This window comes from Ruminiclostridium josui JCM 17888 (assembly GCF_000526495.1).
Taxonomy (GTDB): Bacteria; Bacillota; Clostridia; order Acetivibrionales; family DSM-1351; genus Ruminiclostridium; species Ruminiclostridium josui.
Genome location: NZ_JAGE01000001.1, coordinates 3,311,514 through 3,334,906, shown reverse-complemented (window position 1 = coordinate 3,334,906; position 23,393 = coordinate 3,311,514). Strand labels below are relative to the sequence as shown.

15 protein-coding genes and 1 pseudogene are annotated in these 23,393 nt (G+C 33.7%); 4 read left to right on the top strand and 12 right to left on the bottom strand.

The genetic code is table 11. From position 1 onward, the window contains the following. Positions 1–30: 30 nt before the first annotated feature. The 3 genes from K412_RS0115105 to K412_RS22570 all read right to left on the bottom strand — a co-directional run bounded on the left by K412_RS0115105 (position 31) and on the right by K412_RS22570 (position 4,817). Positions 31–2,616: a glycoside hydrolase family 44 protein gene (locus tag K412_RS0115105; RefSeq protein WP_024833878.1), complete on the bottom strand. Its 2,586-nt coding sequence runs from the start codon at positions 2,614–2,616 to the stop codon at positions 31–33. A gap of 375 nt (positions 2,617–2,991) precedes the next feature. Next, the gene (locus K412_RS0115100; protein ID WP_024833877.1) at positions 2,992–4,596 is read right to left on the bottom strand and encodes a recombinase family protein; all 1,605 of its coding nucleotides are present in this window, start codon (positions 4,594–4,596) and stop codon (positions 2,992–2,994) included. Positions 4,597–4,664: 68 nt separating this feature from the next. Continuing rightward, positions 4,665–4,817, bottom strand: a complete 153-nt coding sequence (locus K412_RS22570; protein WP_173585599.1) for a hypothetical protein — start codon at positions 4,815–4,817, stop codon at positions 4,665–4,667. A gap of 737 nt (positions 4,818–5,554) precedes the next feature. Between K412_RS22570 and K412_RS21445 the strand changes: the two genes are divergently transcribed. The 4 genes and pseudogenes from K412_RS21445 to K412_RS20925 all read left to right on the top strand — a co-directional run bounded on the left by K412_RS21445 (position 5,555) and on the right by K412_RS20925 (position 11,695). Beyond that, on the top strand, positions 5,555–6,535 hold the full coding sequence (locus tag K412_RS21445; RefSeq protein WP_024833876.1) for a hypothetical protein: 981 nt from the start codon (positions 5,555–5,557) through the stop codon (positions 6,533–6,535). A 697-nt stretch (positions 6,536–7,232) separates the two neighbouring features. Next, the gene (locus K412_RS0115080; protein WP_024833874.1) at positions 7,233–7,664 is read left to right on the top strand and encodes a hypothetical protein; all 432 of its coding nucleotides are present in this window, start codon (positions 7,233–7,235) and stop codon (positions 7,662–7,664) included. A 171-nt stretch (positions 7,665–7,835) separates the two neighbouring features. After that, positions 7,836–8,690 carry a tyrosine-type recombinase/integrase gene (locus tag K412_RS0115075; protein ID WP_024833873.1) on the top strand — a complete coding sequence of 285 codons (855 nt, stop codon included), beginning with the start codon at positions 7,836–7,838 and terminating at the stop codon, positions 8,688–8,690. Positions 8,691–8,710: 20 nt separating this feature from the next. After that, positions 8,711–11,695, top strand: a pseudogene (locus K412_RS20925) (Tn3 family transposase). 172 nt (positions 11,696–11,867) lie between these two features. Here K412_RS20925 and K412_RS0115065 read toward each other — a convergent pair. From K412_RS0115065 to K412_RS0115025, 9 genes are all read right to left on the bottom strand, one after another. After that, a complete protein-coding gene (locus K412_RS0115065) occupies positions 11,868–12,398 on the bottom strand; it encodes a hypothetical protein (RefSeq protein WP_024833872.1) in 531 nt (176 codons plus the stop codon). Between the two features lie 198 nt (positions 12,399–12,596). Beyond that, positions 12,597–14,990 (bottom strand): VirD4-like conjugal transfer protein, CD1115 family, encoded by a 2,394-nt coding sequence (locus tag K412_RS0115060; protein ID WP_024833871.1) that lies wholly within the window; start codon positions 14,988–14,990, stop codon positions 12,597–12,599. Between the two features lie 23 nt (positions 14,991–15,013). Next, positions 15,014–15,607 (bottom strand): hypothetical protein, encoded by a 594-nt coding sequence (locus K412_RS0115055; RefSeq protein WP_242835636.1) that lies wholly within the window; start codon positions 15,605–15,607, stop codon positions 15,014–15,016. Positions 15,608–15,704: 97 nt separating this feature from the next. Continuing rightward, complete coding sequence (locus K412_RS0115050; RefSeq protein ID WP_024833869.1) at positions 15,705–17,096, bottom strand: DUF4179 domain-containing protein; 1,392 nt, start codon at positions 17,094–17,096, stop codon at positions 15,705–15,707. A 60-nt stretch (positions 17,097–17,156) separates the two neighbouring features. Continuing rightward, positions 17,157–17,675 carry an RNA polymerase sigma factor gene (locus K412_RS0115045; RefSeq protein WP_024833868.1) on the bottom strand — a complete coding sequence of 173 codons (519 nt, stop codon included), beginning with the start codon at positions 17,673–17,675 and terminating at the stop codon, positions 17,157–17,159. Positions 17,676–17,987: 312 nt separating this feature from the next. After that, positions 17,988–18,656, bottom strand: coding sequence for a hypothetical protein (locus K412_RS0115040; protein ID WP_024833867.1), 669 nt, complete (start codon positions 18,654–18,656; stop codon positions 17,988–17,990). 570 nt (positions 18,657–19,226) lie between these two features. Continuing rightward, positions 19,227–19,388: a hypothetical protein gene (locus K412_RS22350; RefSeq protein ID WP_157833834.1), complete on the bottom strand. Its 162-nt coding sequence runs from the start codon at positions 19,386–19,388 to the stop codon at positions 19,227–19,229. 23 nt (positions 19,389–19,411) lie between these two features. Then, positions 19,412–20,626, bottom strand: a complete 1,215-nt coding sequence (gene mobP3, locus K412_RS0115030; RefSeq protein WP_024833866.1) for a MobP3 family relaxase — start codon at positions 20,624–20,626, stop codon at positions 19,412–19,414. Between the two features lie 92 nt (positions 20,627–20,718). Then, entirely contained in the window at positions 20,719–23,172 is a 2,454-nt protein-coding gene (locus tag K412_RS0115025; protein WP_024833865.1) for an SIR2 family NAD-dependent protein deacylase, read from the bottom strand. Positions 23,173–23,393 lie beyond the last annotated feature (221 nt).

Sequence of the window (23,393 nt, the reverse complement as noted above, 5' to 3'; positions counted from 1 at the left end):
CTTTGGAGCATTTGTTAATTTATTACTATATTACCAATCTATTGAATCTACATACATTGTAAAGTTGCCTTCTCCAGATGTTTCAACCTGTATACCAAACTGGGCCTGGGTTAAGGTAGTATCTGTAGTAAGAGGAAGTGTTACTGTAAATTCATTCCAGTCACCCTTCTTTATCATGTCGTAGCTCTTCCATGAAGAATTCCATTCTACTGCTGTCCAATCAGGATTATGTGGCATATAGTATGGCTGAATTGATTTTATTGGAGCTCCTTCAGGAATCCAAATTCTGAATGTCATTGATTCTCCTGGTTTTAGAACATGTACGCTGCTGTTTATTTCAGCGTCTACTTTACCGTCTTTTGAACCTACAGCTTCCCATTTAAGTGACTTATTTCCTTGGAAAGCCTTTTCAGAGGTAACTGATAATTTTGTTGTTGTAGGTTCATTTGTTGTAAATCCGTTTAATTCTCCATCTTCAAAATTAATATCAGCATTATCACCTGTAGCTGATTCTATAGCAACTGTATCCGTTACTGAATTTGACAAGCCTTGTTCATCAAAAACTGTCAATTTTATTGTATATGTTCCTGGAGCTTTGTACTTGTGGATAATTTTAGCGCCAGTACCTTCTGTTCCGTCACCGAAATCCCAAGAATAAATATGAACATTTCCGTCAGGGTCAGATGAAGCAGTTGCATCAAAATTTATGTTATCTCCAGTAAATGCTGCTTTTGGTGATACTGTAAAGGCAGCCACCGGTGGTTTGTTTTCTGTTATATTTTTGAGTGGTAAGCTAGATATTTTTCCAAGCAAGTATTGTCTTAATATTCCGAAATCTACTGCGTCAACAGAGTTATCAAGATTTAAATCATATTTTTTATCATAATTTGATTCAGCGTTCAATAAAAATTTCTTAAATAATGCATAGTCTATAGCATCAACAGTTCCATCGTCATTTGCATCACCGTACAGTAAAGAAGGAGTATTTGAATCAAGCACTATGTGGCATACGGTTAATGCAGGTATTGTGTAAGTTAATTTGTTAGCGTTTATAGCATCTATAGGAGCTTTTTCTGTTATATTTGCACTACTTCTGTCAAATGACCATACTCTTCCTGATGTATACTGCTTGTCGCTGTTTATATCAAAGTTTACTGTCATTGGACTATCATAATTTTTGTTAATTAGTATAACATGTAATTTTGAATCGTCTTTTGAATCAACTGAAGCATATACAGAAGTATTTTCTATATCAGAAGTTTCTGCTTTTACCTTTATGTCTCCATATTTTGAACCGTTACCGTCGTAGTTTGTATACATGTTTATACCTGCTGCTGTGTAGCTTCCGCCACCCCAAACAGTTGCAAGATAAACACCGTATTTACCGAATACACCCAATACGTCGGCTTCAGCTATACCACCAGTTATGTGGTTATCAGCACCATATGAATATTCTGTGAAAGCAAGCTTTGTTCCAGAGTTGTATTTATCTATGGATTCCTGTACCTTTGGAATCAAAGGAAGTCCAAAGCTGCACCACTGTGCTATCCAGCTGTCTTCTGTATATGTAGGATCCCATAATGTTCTAGCTGCCTGTAGACGTGCTTTGTTACATAATATATTTGTTGGGTCTTCTCCAAAGCATATTCTTTGTCCTCCACCCTTTGCTTCAGGATACCAGTGCAAATCAAGAACATCTATCAAACGTGTTCCTGCTTCAGTTGAAGCCTTTTTCATGCTGTCCAGATAATAATCAAGGAACCATGTGTAATCGCCCTTTAAACCTGCCCAATCTGGTGCAGACTGAAATTCGTTATATTCAGCAAATCCATATGCTACAAGACCAAATGTTTCTGCACTTGGGTCCACGCCCTTTACTGCTTTTGCAAGGTTTATATTCTTGTCTACAATCTCTGCACAGGTTGGCTGTTCAGGATGAATTCTTGGGTGTGTACTTGGCCATAGAGCCGGCTCATTGTCAATAGCATATCCTTTTATACCTGTTGGTGTAGAGGCAGTTCCATATTTATTAACAAGGAAGTTTACCAACTCATCCATGTATACGTAGTTGTCAGTTGTATCCGGAGTAAGAGATAAAGGTCCATCTTTTTTGAATTTTACCTCTTTCCATCTTTCTGACGGTGCTACTTCTTCTTCTGTTACAGTTCCATTCGCATCTGCAGATACATATCCAGCTGCCTGCAAAGTTACTAATGAATACTCTTCGCCTGCTGCAATATTTTTGTCTTGGAAATCTGTTATAACTACGCCCGGTTCATCCCATTTTTCTTCAGGGATATTGTTGCTTGTCAGCAAATAAGTGTCGCTAGAATGCTGCCAGTCACTACCTGCGTTGGAGTAATTGTTTTCCCAGTTGTAACCTGTTGTTCTGTTACCACCTAATCTTTTTGAAGTCAACTTTGCATTATTGAATTCCCAGTTACCTCCATAAATATAAGGGCTTATTGCAGCTCTCTCAGCATTTGTGTCTATACTTACATTTATTGCTTCGCTTGCAGCTACTGAAGAGATGCTTGCAGGAATCATAGTTGTAAAAAGCAATGCAGATCCAACAACCAATGCTCCAACCTTTCTCATTTTTGTTACTTTCGCCATTTAACTTAAGTCTCCTTTTATATTTTTTTTACTCATTCGATTCCACTCGGGCAAATTATAATTTCTATATCCTCCTTTCTTTTTTAATTTTCGCCCTAATGTTCAAATGATAATTTAAATCTGTTTTTTAACATATTTTTACTATATTAACTTAAATTATATCATAAATTAAAGTAATATATTGTTAAAATTTCTTCATTTTTGCATGATTGTGTTTAAAGGGCGAATTTGTAAAAACTTGAAATCCGGCGGGCCTGATGGAGAACTTGCTGCATCTCTACGTTACCTGAATCAGAGATATACAATGCCCTATGAGCAAGCAAAGGGTACCCTCACAGATATAGGTGTATCTGTATCAGTAGGGTACATCTTAAATCAATTGTCTATAAAGCTGTATTCAACACTATAGTTACCATTTTTACCTTTGCTTTTATACTTTAGTTTTATTGGCTCAGGCATACATGTTAAGTATAATTCCATAATGTTATTTTTATATAAGATAACCTTTTTTACTGTCAGCTTAAATACTTCCTCTGAATCTTTTTCTTCAATCCGGTTAACCAGAGAATTTATCCTGTCTATATATAGCTGTAGCTTATCTGCATTCCTGCTATTTATAAGATTGATTTCTTCAATATTTTTAATCTCCGTTTTAGCTTTATTTATCTCAAAGTCATACCTTTTATTCATTAAAACCATATCATCCTTAGATATGCTTCCTTCAATCATTAGGTTAATTACTTCCTGCTTTTTACGGTTCAGGTCTTCTATTTTTCTTGTAAATGAATCCGTACTCTTTATATCAGTCAACTTGTTCAATTTCTTAATTTCCGATACCAACTCGGATATTATTTTTTCTTTATTTGAATTTATTGAGTACAAAACTGTTTTTACTATTTTACTCAGCACTATGTGATTAATGCTCTTATTGTTGCAACCAACCTGATTTCCATTTACATCAATCTTGAGACTGCCATAACTTTTAGCCTGATTACATCTCCAAGCCTTGTAAACTTCCCCGTTTTTTAGTTTTTTGCTTCTCCCCACAAATTTACTTCCACATTCGCCACAAATTAGCTTTCCCGAGCACCAATATTTATTGCTGTATTTGCTTTTTTGCTCCTTTGATGCTGATCGTTGACTAATCTGTTCTTGTGTTGCATCCCATAATTCCCTTGATATGATAGGTGTATGATGGTTTTTTATATAAATAATCTCTTCTTCTCCCCTGTTGTATTTCTTTTTATGATTTAAGTAATTTGGAGTTATGGTCTTTTTTTGGGCCAGATCTCCAACATATTTTTCATTTTTCAGAAGTCTCAAAATTACGGTATTTGACCACCTGTTTTTATATCTTTTTGATTGTATATTGTCTTCATATAGCTCTCTAGCAATTACATGAGTACCTTTTCCTTCGATGGTATACTTGTGAAAAATTAATCTTACTATTTCAGCTTCTTCCTCATTAACAGTTAAAACGCCTTTATATAAGTTGTATCCAAATAGCTCTCTTCCAAAAACAACACCCTGCTCCATCCTTCTTTTTTGTCCCCACTTTACCCTTTCGGATGTTTTTCTACTTTCATCCTGGGCAATAGCTGACATGATAGTAAGCCTTAATTCACCATCTCCGTCAAGAGTATTAATATTATCATTAATAAAGATGACACCTACTCCAAGCTCTTTAAGCATACGTGTATAATCAATACTAATCTTTGTATTCCTTGCAAATCTTGAAATCTCTTTTGTTAATATCAAATCCAACCTTTTGTATTTAGCATCAGAGATCATCCTCTGAAATTCCATTCTGTTCTCGGCCTGGGTCCCACTAATTCCCTCATCAGCATAAATGTCAACAAATTCCCAGTCAGGTCTATTCCTTATATATTCTTCAAAATATTTTTTTTGGCTCTGAAGTGAATTTACCTGATCATCCTTTTCCGTTGAAACTCTGCAGTAAGCACCAACTTTTACTTTCATACATTTACCTCTGATTATATAAAATAAGAGCCTACTTTTAATTACAAGCAGGCCGTTTGTAGGAATCACTAGCTATTAATTGCTTTAATCACCTGATCATATTGCTCACCAGTCAGCAGCTTCTCTTTATACAGCTGCTTGATTATTCCTATTTTAAACTGGCGGGTAAATATGTTACTTTCTTCTGAAGTAAGTTCAATCCTGTTATTTTTAATTGTCATACTATCAACCCCCAATACATTCTATTCAAAAGTAAATAAATGGTTAATTCATTTTCACAGCACATCCACGCACTGGCATATGGAAACTGCATTCCAGTGCATGGTCTATTGTGAAAACACATAAATTAAATTATCTTTTTCGCCAATTCAAACTTTAATTATAATTTCCTCGCAGGGTTTAACCTCTTGGCTCCGCTCCGGTATTATCAGCAGCTATTTGTGCCTGGCATATTGCCATTATCCATGTGAACCGCCGAATGCAGTTCTCTTTATACATAGAACACAAAATTTATTTCACTGCTGTACAATTGGCGTACATATTCCACTCCTCATCTATAGTCAAATGTCCAAGCAAACCCATCTCACATTTAACTATTTATTTCCTTTGCTGTTGACGGACGCCTGAGACACCGATACAATTAATGGGGTATAGGCAGATTTTTGCAAAAATCGTACGCTAAGGGTATCTATATAGAAAATCATTTTATTTTTGTAAGTTAAGAAGTGAGTTTCTTGTGTAGCATCTTGTTATCACTGGCAAGTAAGCTTCCATTTTAAAAATATAGTATGATCAAAACCACTTTACTATAAAATCTACTATCACTATAAAGGTAATACAACATAATTGAATAAATATAGTCAATTTTATTTACAGTTATTTACAATTATGGTATCATGTTAATAACTTAACTAGTTGAGAAATTTAATTTACAATCAAGCAAGGAGAAAATTTTTATATGAAAAAAAAGATATCTGCATTACTTACGGTAACTCTCATATTTAGTTTTTTATCAACAGTAACATTTGCTGCTGACAGAGAATCGGATATTATTAAAATGCATCAAAATCAAATTTCCATTAGTTCACAAAACTTTTCATATGAAAAGCCTTTAAGCAAAGATGAAATAAACAAAAAAATCAGTGATATTCAAGAAAACTATCGAAAAAGCCACAAATCAACTGAATCTGAGAGAAAGGCGGCTTTAGAGAAAGCATCAAGGATTGAATCTATTTTTAATACAAGTAATAAAAATATTTCCGATCCTCAGCCATCATTTAACACAGCAGCTGCCTCATCTTCATATGATTCAAATAAAGCGAAATTAAGAGAAGGAAACTTTATTGAGGGGATTTTAGATGATGATGAAGGGATGACTGCATCTCAAATATATGCTTTGGGTATAACAACTGCCAATAGTGCTAGAAGTATTGCAGCATCTCAATATCCAAATGATGTTATGCTTCAAGATGCATATAGACATTTTACATGGAATTTTATATCTACTTTTAATAGTTCTCTCGGAATGAACCCTACCTACATAGGAACTGTTAATCATGAATGGGGATTACTTTTACTAGAACCGATGACAAACTATTATGATTCTCAATATCAAAGCTATATAAGTGACGGGTATTCTAGTGAAAATTCTTCAGTATGGGCTTTTTCAGATACTGTTAATTACATTCCTATTATGAAAGAGACAATAGTTAGATATTGTAAAGCAGGTTACAGTTTCTTTAGTGGTTTCATGGATGCAAGTAATATCATGGATTTAACTAACAACTTTGAAGGCAGATATTACACTTTTAATTTTAGTGCTAGTAACTATAAGGGTGCTTTTGACAAAGCAATTGCAGATGGTGCTATTATAAAAAGTGAAAGTTCAGTTGGAGATACACAGAAAAGAAATTTGTGGAATTTGCAAGCTTATTATTAAAATTATTAAGTTAAGTATAAAAAGTAACATGGTTCAAAACCATGTTACTTTTTATACTACGTGAATAAGCGAGGAAGATATATGATTTATTTGATTTGGACAATAATTACATTGGCTCTATCAATTACAGGAATGATAGAGTTTAAACCATACTACCATACTGATGATATGGCAAATCCTTTATTTACTGATTTTACTGCCATAGCACTTTTTTTACCTTCGTATTTCATTTCGTTATGGTTGCTTACACATATTATTTATATATTTGTGTCCAATCAAAAAATAAAAGTAATATCTATTGCATTTGTACTTGTCGGTGGATTCATACTATCGCTCAATTTCCTGGATTTTTACTCTATTACGATAAAAATATTAGTTTCTGTTATAGTCATGTCTATAACTTTTATTTATTTTCTTATTACAACATTTCTATTTCGAAAAAGTAAACTTTTTAATAAACATGTATGAGTCTTTTTTTTAGAAATTTCAGGCGTGTGCTCTGTACATGAGGATTTGTACCTCCAATTCTATAAAGACATCTAATACAACACAATATAAATTGTATTGCATAGTTAATCAAAAAATGGTAGTATATCCTTATATTATGCAACACAATTTATGCAATTAACAAAAATACTGATGCAACACAACTTAACTCATTATTATGTGAATAGAATTACCAGGGAGGATTAATGTCATGGAGATGTTAAATGACAAAACTGATTATACTGAAATTTACCAATCACTTGAAAAGAAATTTCAAGAAGAGCGGATGCCTTGGGAACCAAATAGTGTATCTGAGAAATTCTTCGCATTTGGGACTTCTCATAACAAATATACAAAAAAGGCAAAAGAAAATTTAACACTTATATGTATGCTGTGTGGAAATACTGATACTGTAAGTAAATTATTTCATGTTCCAGAACCTACTTTAAAAACATGGCTTTATAAGGTAAAGAAAATGAACCCAAATTATAGGTATGAATGGTATCCTCTTATATTAGATTTTGATTTAAATACTAAAATAAAAATATTATTCGATTTTTTATCTGAAAATGAGACTCATGTTTCATATCTGACAAGACTGTCCACAGAAGTTATAAGTAAATTAGTAAATGAAAATAAATAGGGGTAATGGGAGCATTTGTGTCATGTAGTGAAAAGTAGCTTATTATTCACAGTTAATGACAATAGCCTTTTGCGCTATTTACGTTGCCCTTGGTGACACGGATGCTCCCACTGCCTGTTTATAAAAATCGGTGAATTCTTCACCAATAAATATTTTAAGAATAAGAGACAGGTGAAAATTTTGGATGAATTTATGCAATACCTTACCAATGAAGGGAAAAGTATCAATACAATAAAAGGCTACATATCAGATATAAGAGACTATTTCAAATGGTTTGAGGAATCCTTCTCAAAGGAGTTTACAATACTGCTCCATCAGAATGTAATGGAGTATAAAAGCTATCTTCAAAATATCCGTAGAAATGATGCCAAAACCATTAATCATAAACTAAGCAGTCTGTTGAAATATAACCTATTTCTTATTGCCAATAACTATCAGGATGATATTGCTATTGATAACAGTGATAAAATAAAAGTGCAGCTTCAATATGCTTCACCGACTAAGGTAACTGAATTGGAAGTAAAACATTTTTTACAGACTGTACTTGAAAGCAGGAACACCCGTAATTATGCATTGATGGTTCTTATAGCTTATACCGGCATGAGAATTTCGGAAGCTCTTAATATCAGGATGGATGATTTTGATTTATCCGGAAAAGAGTGTGTTATCAGAAATGGCAAAGGTGATAAGCAAAGGACTGTAATACTTAATACCAAGGTTATAAATGCAATTAGAGGGTATTTGAAAGACAGGGATAATATTAAATCATCACAGAACTCCGATTACCTTTTTGTCAGCAAGAAAAACAAAAAATTGGACAGAACAACGGTCAATAGGATATTTCAAAAGTATAGTGATATAATCACTCCGCACCAGTTAAGACATTTCTTCTGTACCAATGCTTTAGAAAAAGGTATGCTTCCACATGAAGTTGCAAATCAGGCCGGGCACTCTAACATTCATACTACTTTACTGTATACGAATCCTGATAAAAAGAAGCTTCAGGAGAAAATGGAGAAACTATAGAAATTATAGGGGAATAATTTATGGGGTACTTAAAAAGTAGAGAATTATTAACAGAGGAACAACGTCAGGAACTAAAACAAATACCGGCTGATCTGAATGCAAGAGAAATGGCAGCATACTATTCGTTTTCTCAGCATGACATTGGAATCATAAACCGTCACAGGAGAAGCCACAATAGGCTTGGCTTTGCAGTACAGTTAAGTGTACTTCGCTATCCGGGATGGCCTTTAACCGAAATTGACAGTATCCCATACAATGTTCTTGAATATATTGCTAGACAGATTGATGCAAGTCCTGATGATTTCTTTTTATATGCTCAAAGAGATCCAACCAAACGTGAGCATCTTGAAGAAATCCGTCAGGAATATGGCTATAAAAGCTTTTCTGTAATAGATTATCGTGGTATAGCTTAGAGCCTTATCCCCTATGCCATGGAAAATGGCAATTCAATGTATCTCATTAGAACGGCACTTGATGAACTGAGAAATAAGAAGATCATAATTCCGGCAATAACTACTGTTGAAAGAATCGTTTGGGATGTAAGAAATAAAGCAGAAGCTAAGATATATAAAATTGTAAATGACTGTCTTGATGATGAACAAAAAAGACGATTAGATGGAATGCTTAATACAAAGGTTGAAAATGGTATTACTCGTTTGGCATGGCTCAAGGAAATACCCGGCAACCACTCCCCTGAAACCTTTATCAAAGTAATAGAAAGGCTCGAATATGTCCGTTGTCTGAATCTTTCTATCCATACATCAGGTATACATCAAAACAGGCTCAGACAATTATCAAGGCTTGGGGCAAGATATGAACCATACGCTTTTAAAAAGTTTGATGCATCAAAAAGGTATGCTATACTTGCCATATTCTTACTTGATTTAAGTCAAGATTTAGTAGACCAAGCAATAGAGATACATGATAGGCAAATGAACAGTTTGCTATCCAATGGCAGAAAAATTCAGCAGGAAATGCAGGTTCAGAATGGCAAGGCCTTAAATGAAAAAGTGGTGTATTATGCAAGCTTAGTTAAAGCACTTGTAAAAGCAAGGAATGAAGGTCTAGACCTATTTCAGACTATTGAGGTTGCTGTCATGCCGTGGGACAAGCTCATTTCATCTGCTGAGGAAGCCGATAAGCTGGCTCGGCCTATGGATTATGACTATCTTGATTTATTGACTACCAGATTTAATTATCTCAGAAAATATACCCCAACACTTTTGAGTAGCTTAGAATTTAAGTCCAGTAAATCAACCAAACCACTGGTTGATGGATTAAATATCATAAAAGATATGAACAAAGCAAAAAAGAGAACTATTCCATCGGATGCACCAATATCCTTTATTCCAAACAGATGGACAAAACATGTATTTCAGCCGGACGGTTCAATTAACAGACAGTATTATGAATTGGCTGCACTTACAGAATTGAGGAACTGCATACGTTCCGGTGACATATCTGTTGTTGGCAGCCGTCAGTATAAGCACTTCGAAGATTACCTGTTTTCAAGAAACGAATGGGAGTCGGCTCGTGATGCAGGGACAAGGTTAGATGTTAGTACTTCATTTGATGAATACATTCAGGAAAGAATGCAATCACTGAATGAAAGGCTGCAATATGTATCCAAAAGCATTGAAGGCTTGGATGGTATAACTATTGAAAATGGTGAGATTCATGTAAAAAGGCTTGAAAAGGATACTCCTGATGAAGCAAAAGCTTTCAGTCAGCTCCTTTACAGTATGCTACCAAAAATAAAGCTTACGGATTTATTGCTTGAAGTAGCGAACTGGACTAATTTTGATGAACAGTTTGTACATACGTCCACTGGCAAAAAACCCAAGGAAGAAGAAAAACCTATTGTCATGGCTACACTTATGGCAATGGGCACAAATGTCGGTCTTGTAAAAATGGCAGAAGCCACACCTGGTATCACATATTATCAAATGGCCAATACTGTTGAATGGCGAATGTATGATGATGCCTTTAATAAGGCTCAGGCCACCCTTATAAACTTCCATCACTCATTGTTATTGCCGACCTATTGGGGAGAAGGAAAAACTTCATCAAGTGACGGTATGCGTGTACCTATCGGTGTAAATGCCTTGAATTCTGTTCATAATCCGCACTATGGCTCAGGCAAAGGAGCAACTATTTACAGATGGGTTAGTGACCAGTTTTCATCTTTTTATGCTCAGGTTGTTAATACAAACACAAGGGATGCCATTCATTTCGTAGATGGGCTACTGCACCATGAAACAGATCTGGAAATACAGGAGCATTACACCGATACTGCCGGGTATAGCGACCAGATATTTGGATTATGTCATTTGCTTGGATTCAGGTTTGCCCCAAGGCTCAGGGATTTATCAGATTTGGATTTATTTACGTTTAATCAGCCTTCGGAATTTCCTAAAATAGAAAAGCTTTTGAAATCCAAGATAAATAAAAAACTTATTCAGGAAAACTTTGATGATGTACTGAGACTTGCCCATTCCATCCGGGAAGGTAAAGTGTCAGGTTCTCTCATAATGAGTAAGATTGGTTCATATGCAAGACAAAATAAACTGGCTGCTGCCCTGAAAGAAATGGGCAAAATAGAAAAGACAATATTCATCCTCGATTACATATCCAACGAAGCTTTACGCCGAAGAATTCAGAAAGGACTTAACAAAGGTGAAGCCACAAATGCATTGGCTAGAGCTATATTCTTTGGCAAACGTGGTGAACTGCATGAAAAGGCACTGAAAGACCAACTGCAAAGGGCAAGTGCCCTGAACATAATCATCAATGCTATAAGCGTATGGAATACAGTGTATCTTGAAAAAGCTATAGAATATCTGAAGGAGAAAAATGCCCTGAAGGAAGAGCTGCTTAATTATATATCTCCTTTGGACTGGGAGCATATAAATTTCTTGGGCGAATACACCTTTAACATGAAAAACATTACATCATTGACCAACTTACGGTCACTAAATGAACCAAGCAATTTGAATATTCCTTAGCGTACAAATTTGATCAGAATTTAAGGGGTATGGAAGCTTAGCGTACGATTTTTGCAAAAATCTGCCCATACCCCTATTTGTAGTGCTTTATTTAAAGTAATTCTCTTTTCTTAATTTTTTAATTAACAATAGTAAGTGGGTACCTTTATTATAATTGTCCTCATATGTTAAATTAATTTACGAAAACAACATATGTATAGCCTTTACCACCATTTATCGTTGCAAGATAATCTAACCTAGCTTGTATAGCATTAACAGGTCCTTCAAGTGCAACAGTTATTATATAATCGTGGCCCGCAATAGCTTGGAATGGAACTAGTGCTGCTTCACCCCCACCAGTATATTCAACATGTTGTTCAGATACAACATTATTAGCAGTTATATCATAGATTGATAAGTAAGTATATGCATCAGTGACTCTTAAGGATGAATTATTTTGAAGTTTTAAAGTTCTTGTTTGCGTTGTAGGACTTTGAAATACATAATTATCAGTATCTTCAATATATCTTATTGTACCAAGACATAGATAAGGACCAGTAGATGTTCTCCAAAGTATTGTTGCATCTTCATCATAATCATTTGGCTCTGCTTCTAAAGTTTGTCCATCACTTGTTCTTATTGCTGGAGTATACGCAAAAACCGAAGTACTAAACGTAGCTAAAATAGTTACAATTAAAATAAGAAAAACTAATCCTTTTTTCATAAATACATACAACTCCTTATTAAATTATTTTTTAGTAAGGATATTATATACAAAGCTGTGAAGGATGTTGCACCTCCGTATTCGCACTCCCTTTCTTACCATAATTTGTATATATTACCTTTTATTTACATATTATATATTTTTCGTTATGACTTGTCAACTTTCTAGGTTTTACTTTATCATCGCATTTAATTTTTACTAATAAAAATCATCCTCCCTCCTTGAAATTGTTCTCCTTAAAAGATTTGGCTGTTGCTGTGGTTGCTGCATCCCCTCGCATTGTTTCTGCCAATACTTCCAACACTCGCTCCAAAGCTCTATTTTTTCTGCTTCCTGTTTGGTCATTCTCTCAATTCTTTGTTTTTCTCTGTAATCTCTTACCTTTTCATTGTGTTTCTTATTACCAAGGCCAAGCATTGTGTTGAAGTTCCATTTTGACAAATCCGGGGAATACATTATTGCCGGGTTTTCCTTGGATGTAACTAGGCTATATGGTCTGTCAATTTGAGCTATTTCGTTTGTCATTAGTAATGCTCTGCCTGTCAGGTTTACACTTGCGGATGATGAAGGTGTTTGGTATTTACTGCTTTGACTGGATAGTGAATAGGTTGATACAGTGTAGTTTCCAAGCTTTTCTGATATTTCTTTCAGAGTTTCGGGAGAGTTTGTCTGCAAGTAATCCCATACCTGACAATTTCCTTTTATTGTTTTAGCAACCTTTTCATCGTACTTGCTTTCCAACTGAGCAAAGTCCTGAAGGAATAAGTTGAATCTCATTCCTCTGCCTCCGCCAACTGTAAGTAGTGTGTCAAAGGAAGGTATAGCAGCAAAGTTTCCAAATTCATCAAGTATAAAGTTTACTCTTTTTTTAAGACGTCCTCCCCTGCCATCACTTTCATTTACCAACTGTATGTAATGCTGAAGAACAAGTAATGATGCAATGCTGTAATATGTTGTTCGCTCATCTGGAAGTACCATAAACAGTGCTGTCTTTTTTCTGCCGAGGTCTTTTGGGTTGTAGTCACTTGCCATGGTCATTGCATTTATGTAACTTGATGTAAAGAGCTTCAGTGTAGTAAGTGCTGCAGTATAAAAACTTCCTCTTGTTCTCTCAGGAGCTATTTCAGATATGGCTACCAACGGCTTGGCAGGATGATTGTCCGGCAATTCTTTGACGTATTCCACTATGGGAATATTCTTTCCAATTGGCTTGCACATTTCAGCTATGAAGTAATATACATTGGTCAATGTCTGGTACTTTCTACGTTCCCCTTCTCTGTTGTCATATACAACCGACATTATGGCACAGGCTATTGTTGAGGCTTCACCGTTGTTCCATATTTTTTCGCCTTTCGCATCTCCAACCAGGATACCGACTAAATCCCATACACATTCTGTTGCCTTGGGTATGTTATCTTCATCTATTGCATCTATTATTGGCTGTAGAAGATTGTACCTATCGCTTTTTAAGGGATTCTTGAAGTCCAGGATTATAACGTTGTACCCAAGTCTTTTTAAGAAGGTTCCTGTATACTGGTTCAATTCTCCCTTTAAATCCGATACAATCATACTTTCTCCCGCTAGAGCTAAAAAACATATACTTTGTATTACCAGTGTTCGACTTTTACCTGAACGGGTTGCTCCTATACCTAGTAAATGTGTATCATCGCCAATGTAATAAAAGAGTTCCTTTCCTCCACGAAGCTTTTTCATTCCAATAACCATTCCACCAGAACTGAAGCATTGAGTATCGGTCTGGGCAATGGTTTCAATACTTTTTGGTTCTATATCAGCCTTTGAATCTTTTTTTGAAACATCAAATTCACATTCAAATAAATCGGCAAGCTTGTCAATGTTCCGCTGCTCTTTTATTTGCCATATACTTGGGAAGTATTTTTTCAGGTTGTCATCTACATATCTCCTGAATCTTTCTTTTAGTGTAGGCTTAACCTTCTTTGTATGCTGCATACTTTCCCATATACTCGGAAAGTACTTTCTAAGGATTTCATCATAATATAGTCTGAGTTTTTCTCGGAGTATATGCCTTTTTTCTTCTGGCAGTACCTTTTCCACAAACCATTTAATATATTGAAAATGTAACTTCTTTTGCTCCTGCTTATCTTCCTTGTCAATAACATGCTTTTTTATTATGGCCCTATCCTTTTTCCCAGCTTCTAACAAAGCTATATAGAATTCATCTTTATGATTTAAAACTGCTGTATCAAAGGCTTTTGTTTTTTCCTTTTCAGTCATCCATCTGGCTGATCCGAACTGGTTCTGCCCTGCGGCTACCGGTGTATATATCTTGGGTGTTATACACTGTAGCTTGCTAATATAGTTTCTGCTGTAACTTACCATAAGTGCTGCTGCTAGACAGAAGGATAGTCCCTCAAAGCATAAAAAAAGCAGTCGGTGTTTTTTGACTGTTTTTATGCTTTCGATACATTCTTTTATAGGGTAATATGTTGGTGCGCTGTCAGCTCCTATTAATATCATATGAAACGCCATTGAGGCAAATACACAGAATACTGACAGTATTATAAATACAAAAAATACAGTGGCGTACTGTACTTTCAAATGTCTGTTGTGCATGAATATGTCCCTCCTTGCACTATTTATTTTTCAATATCCCAACCGGTTGATTCCATTTCCTTTGCTTTTTCCTTTCTGGCCTGCTTGGAAAGGTCGCCACCCATAACATGCTTACGGGATATGCGATTCTTCCTATTATTCTTTGTAAGCCTTGCCAGAGTTGAAAAAATTTCTGTTAACAACTGTCCTGTCGCCCGTTCTCTAATACCGGCTTCAAACTCTTCATTTTTTATATCCCACTCCTTTTTAATAAATTTCCTTGTAAGCCCCAAAAGCTTGTTTGCGATAATCTTCTCAGCCTCCTTTTCATATTCATCAGCTTTTGCATCCAGTTCCAATTCCTTTAATGAATACATTCCGGCAATGTCCAGCTTTGATTCAACATACTCTGATATGGCTTCCTGTAGGTTTTCATCTATGTCAACCAGCTCTCTAACTAAAGAAATAAGCTTGTCCTTTACATCAGGCTTGAGATACTCAAACTTTAATGAACCTTTTGGTATCTCTTTTCTTATTTCAAATAGCCTTTGAGCCAGGTATTTGCAGAATTGACTATCCGGTTTATCAAAAAAGAATAAACTTGCGGAAATCCACCAATGAAAAGAATTTATTGACAAAAGTCGTTTTATCTTTATTTGAAAAAAATACATAAAAATCGGGAGGTGGACTATAAATCCAACCTCCCTTATTTACTCATATATTGATAAGCTCCAACTATTCACATAAAAGAACTTTTACATCCTCAGCTATTTGAAATGTGTTCTCATAGCCAACACTTGGTTCAAAACAATATACTTGTATGCCATCTTCACCTTTAAAATAATGATTGCATGATATAATCGCGTCGTCAGTTTTTAGAGATATCTTCATAATATCAACTGCAGGAGAGCCATTATCTGATTTAATATATACTCTCGTTTCACTTGCAGAAAAGACTACACGTTCTATTTTATAAGTTTTACCATTGTAACTGAAGTTTTTATTTATCTCTAATTTTTTAGTATAATTCCCATCTAAATTCGCCTTCTCCAAATTAAAATCAAAACTCCAATTGCCATTTATACTTGTGTTATTAGTATTAACACAATTTGCAATAACATTTATTCCTTCTGTGGCAAGAGTATTATTCTCAACATGATACCTTCCAATAAGTTTATATGATTGATACCCAGCACTTACTTTTTTAGATGATTGATCATTATTGGAATTAATTGTGAAAGGTATTATTTGTTCATTTATTGTTTCCAACTCCTGACCTTTCTCGTAAACAAGTTTGAAAAATACCATACTATCTTTATATTCTTCCTTTATTTTGTATTCAATTTCTATAGATGCTTCTCCTTCCGTTACTTGGTACCTTCTAATTACGAAAGATTCAATATATGGTATTATCTTATCAAAGTCTTTTTCTAAATTATTAACACTCTTATCGTTTAACTGTATCCCAGTATTAAATTCCGATAAGCTTTCCTTATTATTATTGGTGTTTATCTTATTAATTTTTAATATAATGTTCTTATCTAAGTAGCTACTTAGGGGTTCTATAGAATAAACAATCTTTCTTTCATTTTTTTTATTATCGTAGGAATATCTCATTATACCACCTGTTGAAATACTCTTACCTTTTCTGTCCATAATTTGAATACTATCAATAGTAGCGTCCTTAAGATTCGTTTTTTGACTATTGAGTGATAAAAGTAGTACGGAACGATTTGCATCATTAATTATTCCATTAATATTTACCGTGACTCCATTATCAGTATGGCTCTGATTTATGACTTGCCCAATCCCTTTATCTATAGCACCACTGACTCCTTTGTCATGGTATGCATTACCAAATATTTTGCTTATACTATTTTCAATATATGCCCGCGCAGGAGTAAACGTAAATGTTAATAGTAGTGTTAAACATGCAGCTGTTGCAATAGATAATTTCTTGAGACGATTCCTCTTTTTATCAGAATTACAAATATTGCTTCTTAAACTATCCTCCCGGTAACTGTTATCTTCCAAATCCCGTATCTCGTTCTTGATCTCGTCAAATACTTCCGGGATCTGCTTTTGAATTCCTGACGCCAAATGATTAAGTATTTCCTTTCTTTTCATAATAAACTCCTCCTTAAATCACTGTTGCTTAAATTTCTATAGTATTAATTTTAAAAATTTTTATTCTTGGCTTAAATCTATATTCTTTCTAAGCTTTTCTAATGCCGATCTATATTTCCACAATACTGTCCCTAATGGCATTTCAACTATTTTTGATATTTCTCTATGCTTTAACCCCGAAATGGCCTTGAGTACTACAATCTGTCTTTCACTATAATCTAAGACCTCTAAGTATTTTAACATTGTGACCCTTTCGAGTGGATCTTCGGATAAAAATTCTATATTATCAAATACTTTATTATCAAAGTTAGTTACTTCATTAAGTCTTTTCCTATAAATGTCTAATGCCGCATTTCTTGATACACTTATAAGCCATGCTTTTACATTTTTTATGCTGTTTCTTTTTAAATGTAAAAAAAGCTTAATAAATACCTCCTGTAATATGTCCTTAGACAGTTCAGTATCCCTTAATATGGAATACGCAATTGCAAATACGTCCTTCTTATATTTATTATACAAACTTTCGAATTCTTGAATATTGCCTAGTGATATCTCTATTAGTTGTTTATCATAATCCACATCAAATTCTCCTTTCAAATATATAGACGTATGAAGATAAGGTTTTTATTGGTTAAAATAGATTATTTAAAAATATTTGATTTTATCATATAATAATTTGGTAAATTTGTTAACATACATGACTATTAAAGCTATCACATTGATTTAAAAATAAATGCAAACTGTATAGTTCCCCAGTTCATGGTAGTAGTTTGTCACTCCTTTATTATTGTTAAATGCTTAAATTCTAATATATATAGAATGGCTGTCTCATTAATAAACAAGACAGCCATTGATAATAAATTTTATTATTTATTGTAAAAGTATTTAGTATTAAAGAGTATACCAGAATTTCGCAAAATATACTCCATTGGGGTCATACGCGTAACCTGTAGCATAATAGGTATCATCTGCTAAAATATTGTCTGCCCATACATCGTAGGATACCTTATGGAATGTTGCATAGGTTTTTACATTAAGTTTCTTTCCGGCTGGTACAGGTGTGGTACTTGACTTAGTTAATGTCACTTCTCCCGTAACACTAAAACCAACCTTGGCTGAAATATCTGAAACAGAAACACCAAATTCACCACTATATGTAGCTGAAACTTTCTCTGATATTTGTACTACCGCCGTGTCTGGTCCATTCCAGGTTGAATCGTCCAAAAGGTCATCTGTACTGTTGTACCACCCGCTGCCATAATCAGTTGTTGACTTAATATAATAGTCCCAAACTACAGCATTAGTTCCAACAGTGTTTGTAGTGTTTTGGGGGGCTATAGTATTATCTGCCCTAACAAGTTCTACCTTTTCTATTTTATAACCATCAGGCGCCTTTTCATTATATAACTCCATTAAATCTTTCATTTCCTGCTTGTTAGTAAATTCCGTCTTTGTATATAACTCCCCGTTTTCAAACACCTGGGTTTTTTTGTGAGACTTTGAATCAACTTTATCTATGAAATCTAAATTGATATATCCTCCGTTTTTTGCTTGACTCAATATGGTTTTAAAATTTTCGTTAGAACTTATATTTGTTTCAGACTGGGCAAAAACGGAAAATGACTGAACACATAGAGATGCAATTATTCAGCTTGCAATTAAAACTTTTTTTAATCCTTTCATTTTTAGACCTCCGTAAATTTTTTTGGTTAAGTAGTGTTACTCCAATAATCCATATACACTAGAAATATAATTCATATCAGATTATTACTTTATTTGACTCTATAGAGCAATAGAAGACATGTCTCTTTTATACTAACATTTATTTCCATTTTTGTAAATATATTTATATCTCCCTCTGTAATCTTTCATTGTTTCTTATTGCCAAAACCAAGCATAGTGTTGAAGTTAAATTTTGAAAGATCGGGAAAATACATTTTTCGGGGTTTTACTTGGATGTAACGGTTGGTTATAAGTAACGGCCTTCCTGGCAAAATTTACACTTACCAAAGATGAGGGTGTCTGTAGGTAATGCAATTACTGACAAGTTCCTTTTATTGTTTTGGCACCCTTTTCATCGTACTTGCTTTCCCACTGTGCAAAGTCCTAAAAGAATACATTAAACCTCATTTATACTTTCAATTCATTTTTTATAGGGTAGAATCTTGGTGCTCTGTCAGCTTCTATTAGTATTTTATGAAATGCCATTGAGGCAAATACACAGAATACTGAAAGTACTATAAATACAAAAAATACAGTGGCGTACTGTACTTTCAAATGTCTGTTGTGCATGAATATGTCCCTCCTTGCACTATTTATTTTTCAATATCCCAACCGGTTGATTCCATTTCCTTTGCTTTTTCCTTTCTGGCCTGCTTGGAAAGGTCGCCACCCATAACATGCTTACGGGATATGCGATTCTTCCTATTATTCTTTGTAAGCCTTGCCAGAGTTGAAAAAATTTCTGTTAACAACTGTCCTGTCGCCCGTTCTCTAATACCGGCTTCAAACTCTTCATTTTTTATATCCCACTCCTTTTTAATAAATTTCCTTGTAAGCCCCAAAAGCTTGTTTGCGATAATCTTCTCAGCCTCCTTTTCATATTCATCAGCTTTTGCATCCAGTTCCAATTCCTTTAATGAATACATTCCGGCAATGTCCAGCTTTGATTCAACATACTCTGATATGGCTTCCTGTAGGTTTTCATCTATGTCAACCATCTCTCTGACTAAAGAAATAAGCTTGTCCTTTACATCAGGTTTGAGATACTCAAACTTTAATGAACCTTTTGGTATCTCTTTTCTTATTTCAAATAGCCTTTGAGCCAGGTATTTGCAGAATTGACTATCCGGTTTATCAGAAAAGAATTCTGCATCTGTAAGTGTTGAATATTCTCTCTTGCTCATTTTATCCAGATAGGCTTCAAACTCACCTGTCATCTCATTTGTAATATCCCTAAGTAAATACTTTTTCTCATCTCTTTTCTCATAATATTCTTTCAGCTCATCCTCAAATATGTTCTTGACCAGTTTACCTCTGATTTTGTCCGGTACTTTGGGATTGACCCAGTTTTTTCGTATCTCCTGACGTTCATCCCAGAAAACAATATGTACATGGGGATGGCTGGGTGTGTTATGAGCTGCAGCAACCCATTTGAAATCTGACATCTTTATGTTGTTTCCCTCTGCAATTATCCTGATTTGTTGTTTTATAAGCTCTTGCCATGCCTCTTTTGTTATCGGTTCTCCTACCTTTATTGCTGCATTTTCAGGAGAAAATGAAATTACTGATCTGAAAATGTTTTTTCCTTCTTCGGACTTTTTCTTGACTATATTCATTACATCCTTTATCTTATGTTTGACTTCGAGAGTATCGGAATCATACAAGTTACCGAAAAGTCCATGCTTTTCTCCCTCATTTTTTATTGCTCCGGGACGAGTACCAATATACCGGATATGCTCAGCATTTTTATTTGGTGTGCGAGTTTCATTTACTGGCTTAAACCACTGTTTATAGAAAACTGCTGACAAAAGTAATCACCTTCTTAAATGGATTTTGGGTAGAAAAAAGATGTATGCATCTCAGCCATACATCTTCATAATTTGAAATTTACAATTGCAATTTACTTTGCATCTAATAACTCTTTATATTTATCTATCCCAATACCTATTTTCGCTCTTTCTTCAAATTTCATTTCTCGTTTCCTATCCAAGTCACTAAACTTGTCATGTTGTTTTAGATACTTGAATATAGATATTATCATTGAATAATAAAATTCATTATACCGAAATAGTTCCAATCCCTCAAATAGCTTTTCTAATGCAGTGTTAATACTATTTCTAAATTCACCACTGTTTAATTCTTTATCTTGTGCCAAATAAAAATATGTTTTACCTAATGAATGAAGTGAATGTGGAAGGTTTTCCTTATTTTGCACATTTGTATCAAAACACTTTAGTGCATCCTTATATAATCTTTCTTTAAGAAAAAGCTCACCCTTCAGGTGAATGATGAAAGCTATATTCTTACTATTGTAGAATTTATCTATAGCAGCATCTAAAATTTCATAGCAATCATTATTTGTTAAATTTCTTTCATCATCTGATATTATTGCATTTAATACTGAACCAATAAATCGTTCCTCATAAGGATTTTCTGTAACAGCACTTATTAGAGATAAAATATCTTCCTTTTCATTTTTAAAACTCCCCTTATAATGGATATCAATAATAAATTTCGATATGTAACGGTGTCTACCTCTAATAAAATGATTACCTTGGAGAAATTCTTCAAATAAATTTCCTCTCGCATCGCCTTTAAATATTTTCTTAATAAAGTCATCCCATTCAAAAATAAATTTTTTTTCTATTGCACGCCTTAATACTTCCCATTTTATCATTAAATCGTATTGGTATGTCTGAGATACAAGTCCGTATGCCATTTTTGCCTCTGGAGACAGATCCTCATATTCTGAACAAATAGACTTTGAAATATTACTTCTATCAATGATTTCTAATAAAATCTTAATTAGGTTCTTACTTGTACTAAATTTCTTTATCATTGCACTTTTTTCAGCCTTATTACTTATAGTTACCAAATTTATTTCACTCAATTTGGATAATAACTTCTCACACTCAATCTCTTCAATAAAGTCTTCCATCTCCACTTGGTAATTAACTGGTTCTAACTTTGCCTTATTAAACTCATTCACCGAATTTTGCCATTCAGAAAATCTAGTTGCCATACAAAAAGTAATAGGAATATTATTTTCAGTAGCTTCTTCTATCATTTTATGGATTTCACCTATATTTATAGTTAAATTGTCAATAAAAACTACAAATCCACTATGAATTTGTTGATTTACATCTTTTAATATTCCCCTCTTATAGTTGGCTTGTTGTTTAAATACTAAACACAAAATATTTTCTTTTATTAAATTATATGCAATTCTATATAATGTCGTAGTTTTTCCTGAAACTGCAGGGCCACATAATAATACCTTCTTTATTCCAGTATTATGAATATCAGAAAATATCCTATGAACATCGTACGAAGTATAGTCTGTACATGTTTTGGTTTTTAAATCAACTACTTTTAATTTCCTGCTTATATCATACTCTTTAATTATTATTCCCCAGTCTGCATTACCACCTCTATAAAAATATTTACCATCAGAAGGGTACAAACTTTCAGGGTTATAATATTCAAAACATTCTAAAATATTGTTAATAGTTCTTGGTTTTAATCCTGATAAAGGAGAATTTTTTGTAACCATTGCTTTTATCCGTTGCAATTTAATCTGATAATCAGATTGTGATCTATTATCTAAATAATCAAAAAAGTCATCTGATGATGCTTTAATGTGCTTTATATTATATATACTTAATTGTAGCTCATCGTCTTCAGACAATTCTGGTGAAACAATGTACTTCTCTTTAATCGATTCCCATCTTGGCGTAGCCATAAAGCAATCTAATATATCTGTAATAATTTTATCCTGAAAACTGTATCCTATGAAAACAAAAGTATCATTTAAGTCATCAGTTAATCTGGAAACAATCCTTTCATTGGCAATTTTGCTTTTCTTTAAATCTGTCATCGTTATAATTAATGGATGTTTCTCATCAAATGCTTTTCTAATATCACCGTTAAGCTTATATAACGGTATATCATTATCGTTGTACATATAACCTGGATTTTCTATATCTTCGTTAACATACTGATAGTAATCTTGTTTTTCATATGATTTCTCAATTAAATCATCATAATTAGTTGTGTAAATTGCTTTCCATGGTAACGATGAAATTTTTCTAAAACTTTCACTTGGTTTCTGCTTACTAAACCTTTTTCTAATTATTTTCTCAATTTCTTCTCTATAACCACTACCTACTAAAAGTTGTGTATATTTAGCTAAATCTTTCGAAAATTTTATTTCAGTATTTATTTGACCATAAATATAACGTGAAAGGTCTTCTCCAAAGCATCCACCTGATTGTACTGTGGCACCCGAACCTAAAAATAAAATACACTTTTTATCTTTAATTTTATAATACAGGCTATCAGGGAAATTTATCATAAATAATACTCCTTAATCTCTTTTTATTTAGTATTGTATAATTATTATATACCAGATTTTTCTATATTTCATTGAAAATAATTTTTTAACTAAAAAACATTCCATAAACTGGATAATATGTTATAATTATATGAAACTTAAAATAACTTATAATAAGGATGTGATTTCTATAAAAAAAAATTTAAGCTTTTTCTTAATCTTTTTAATTGGAATTGGGTTCA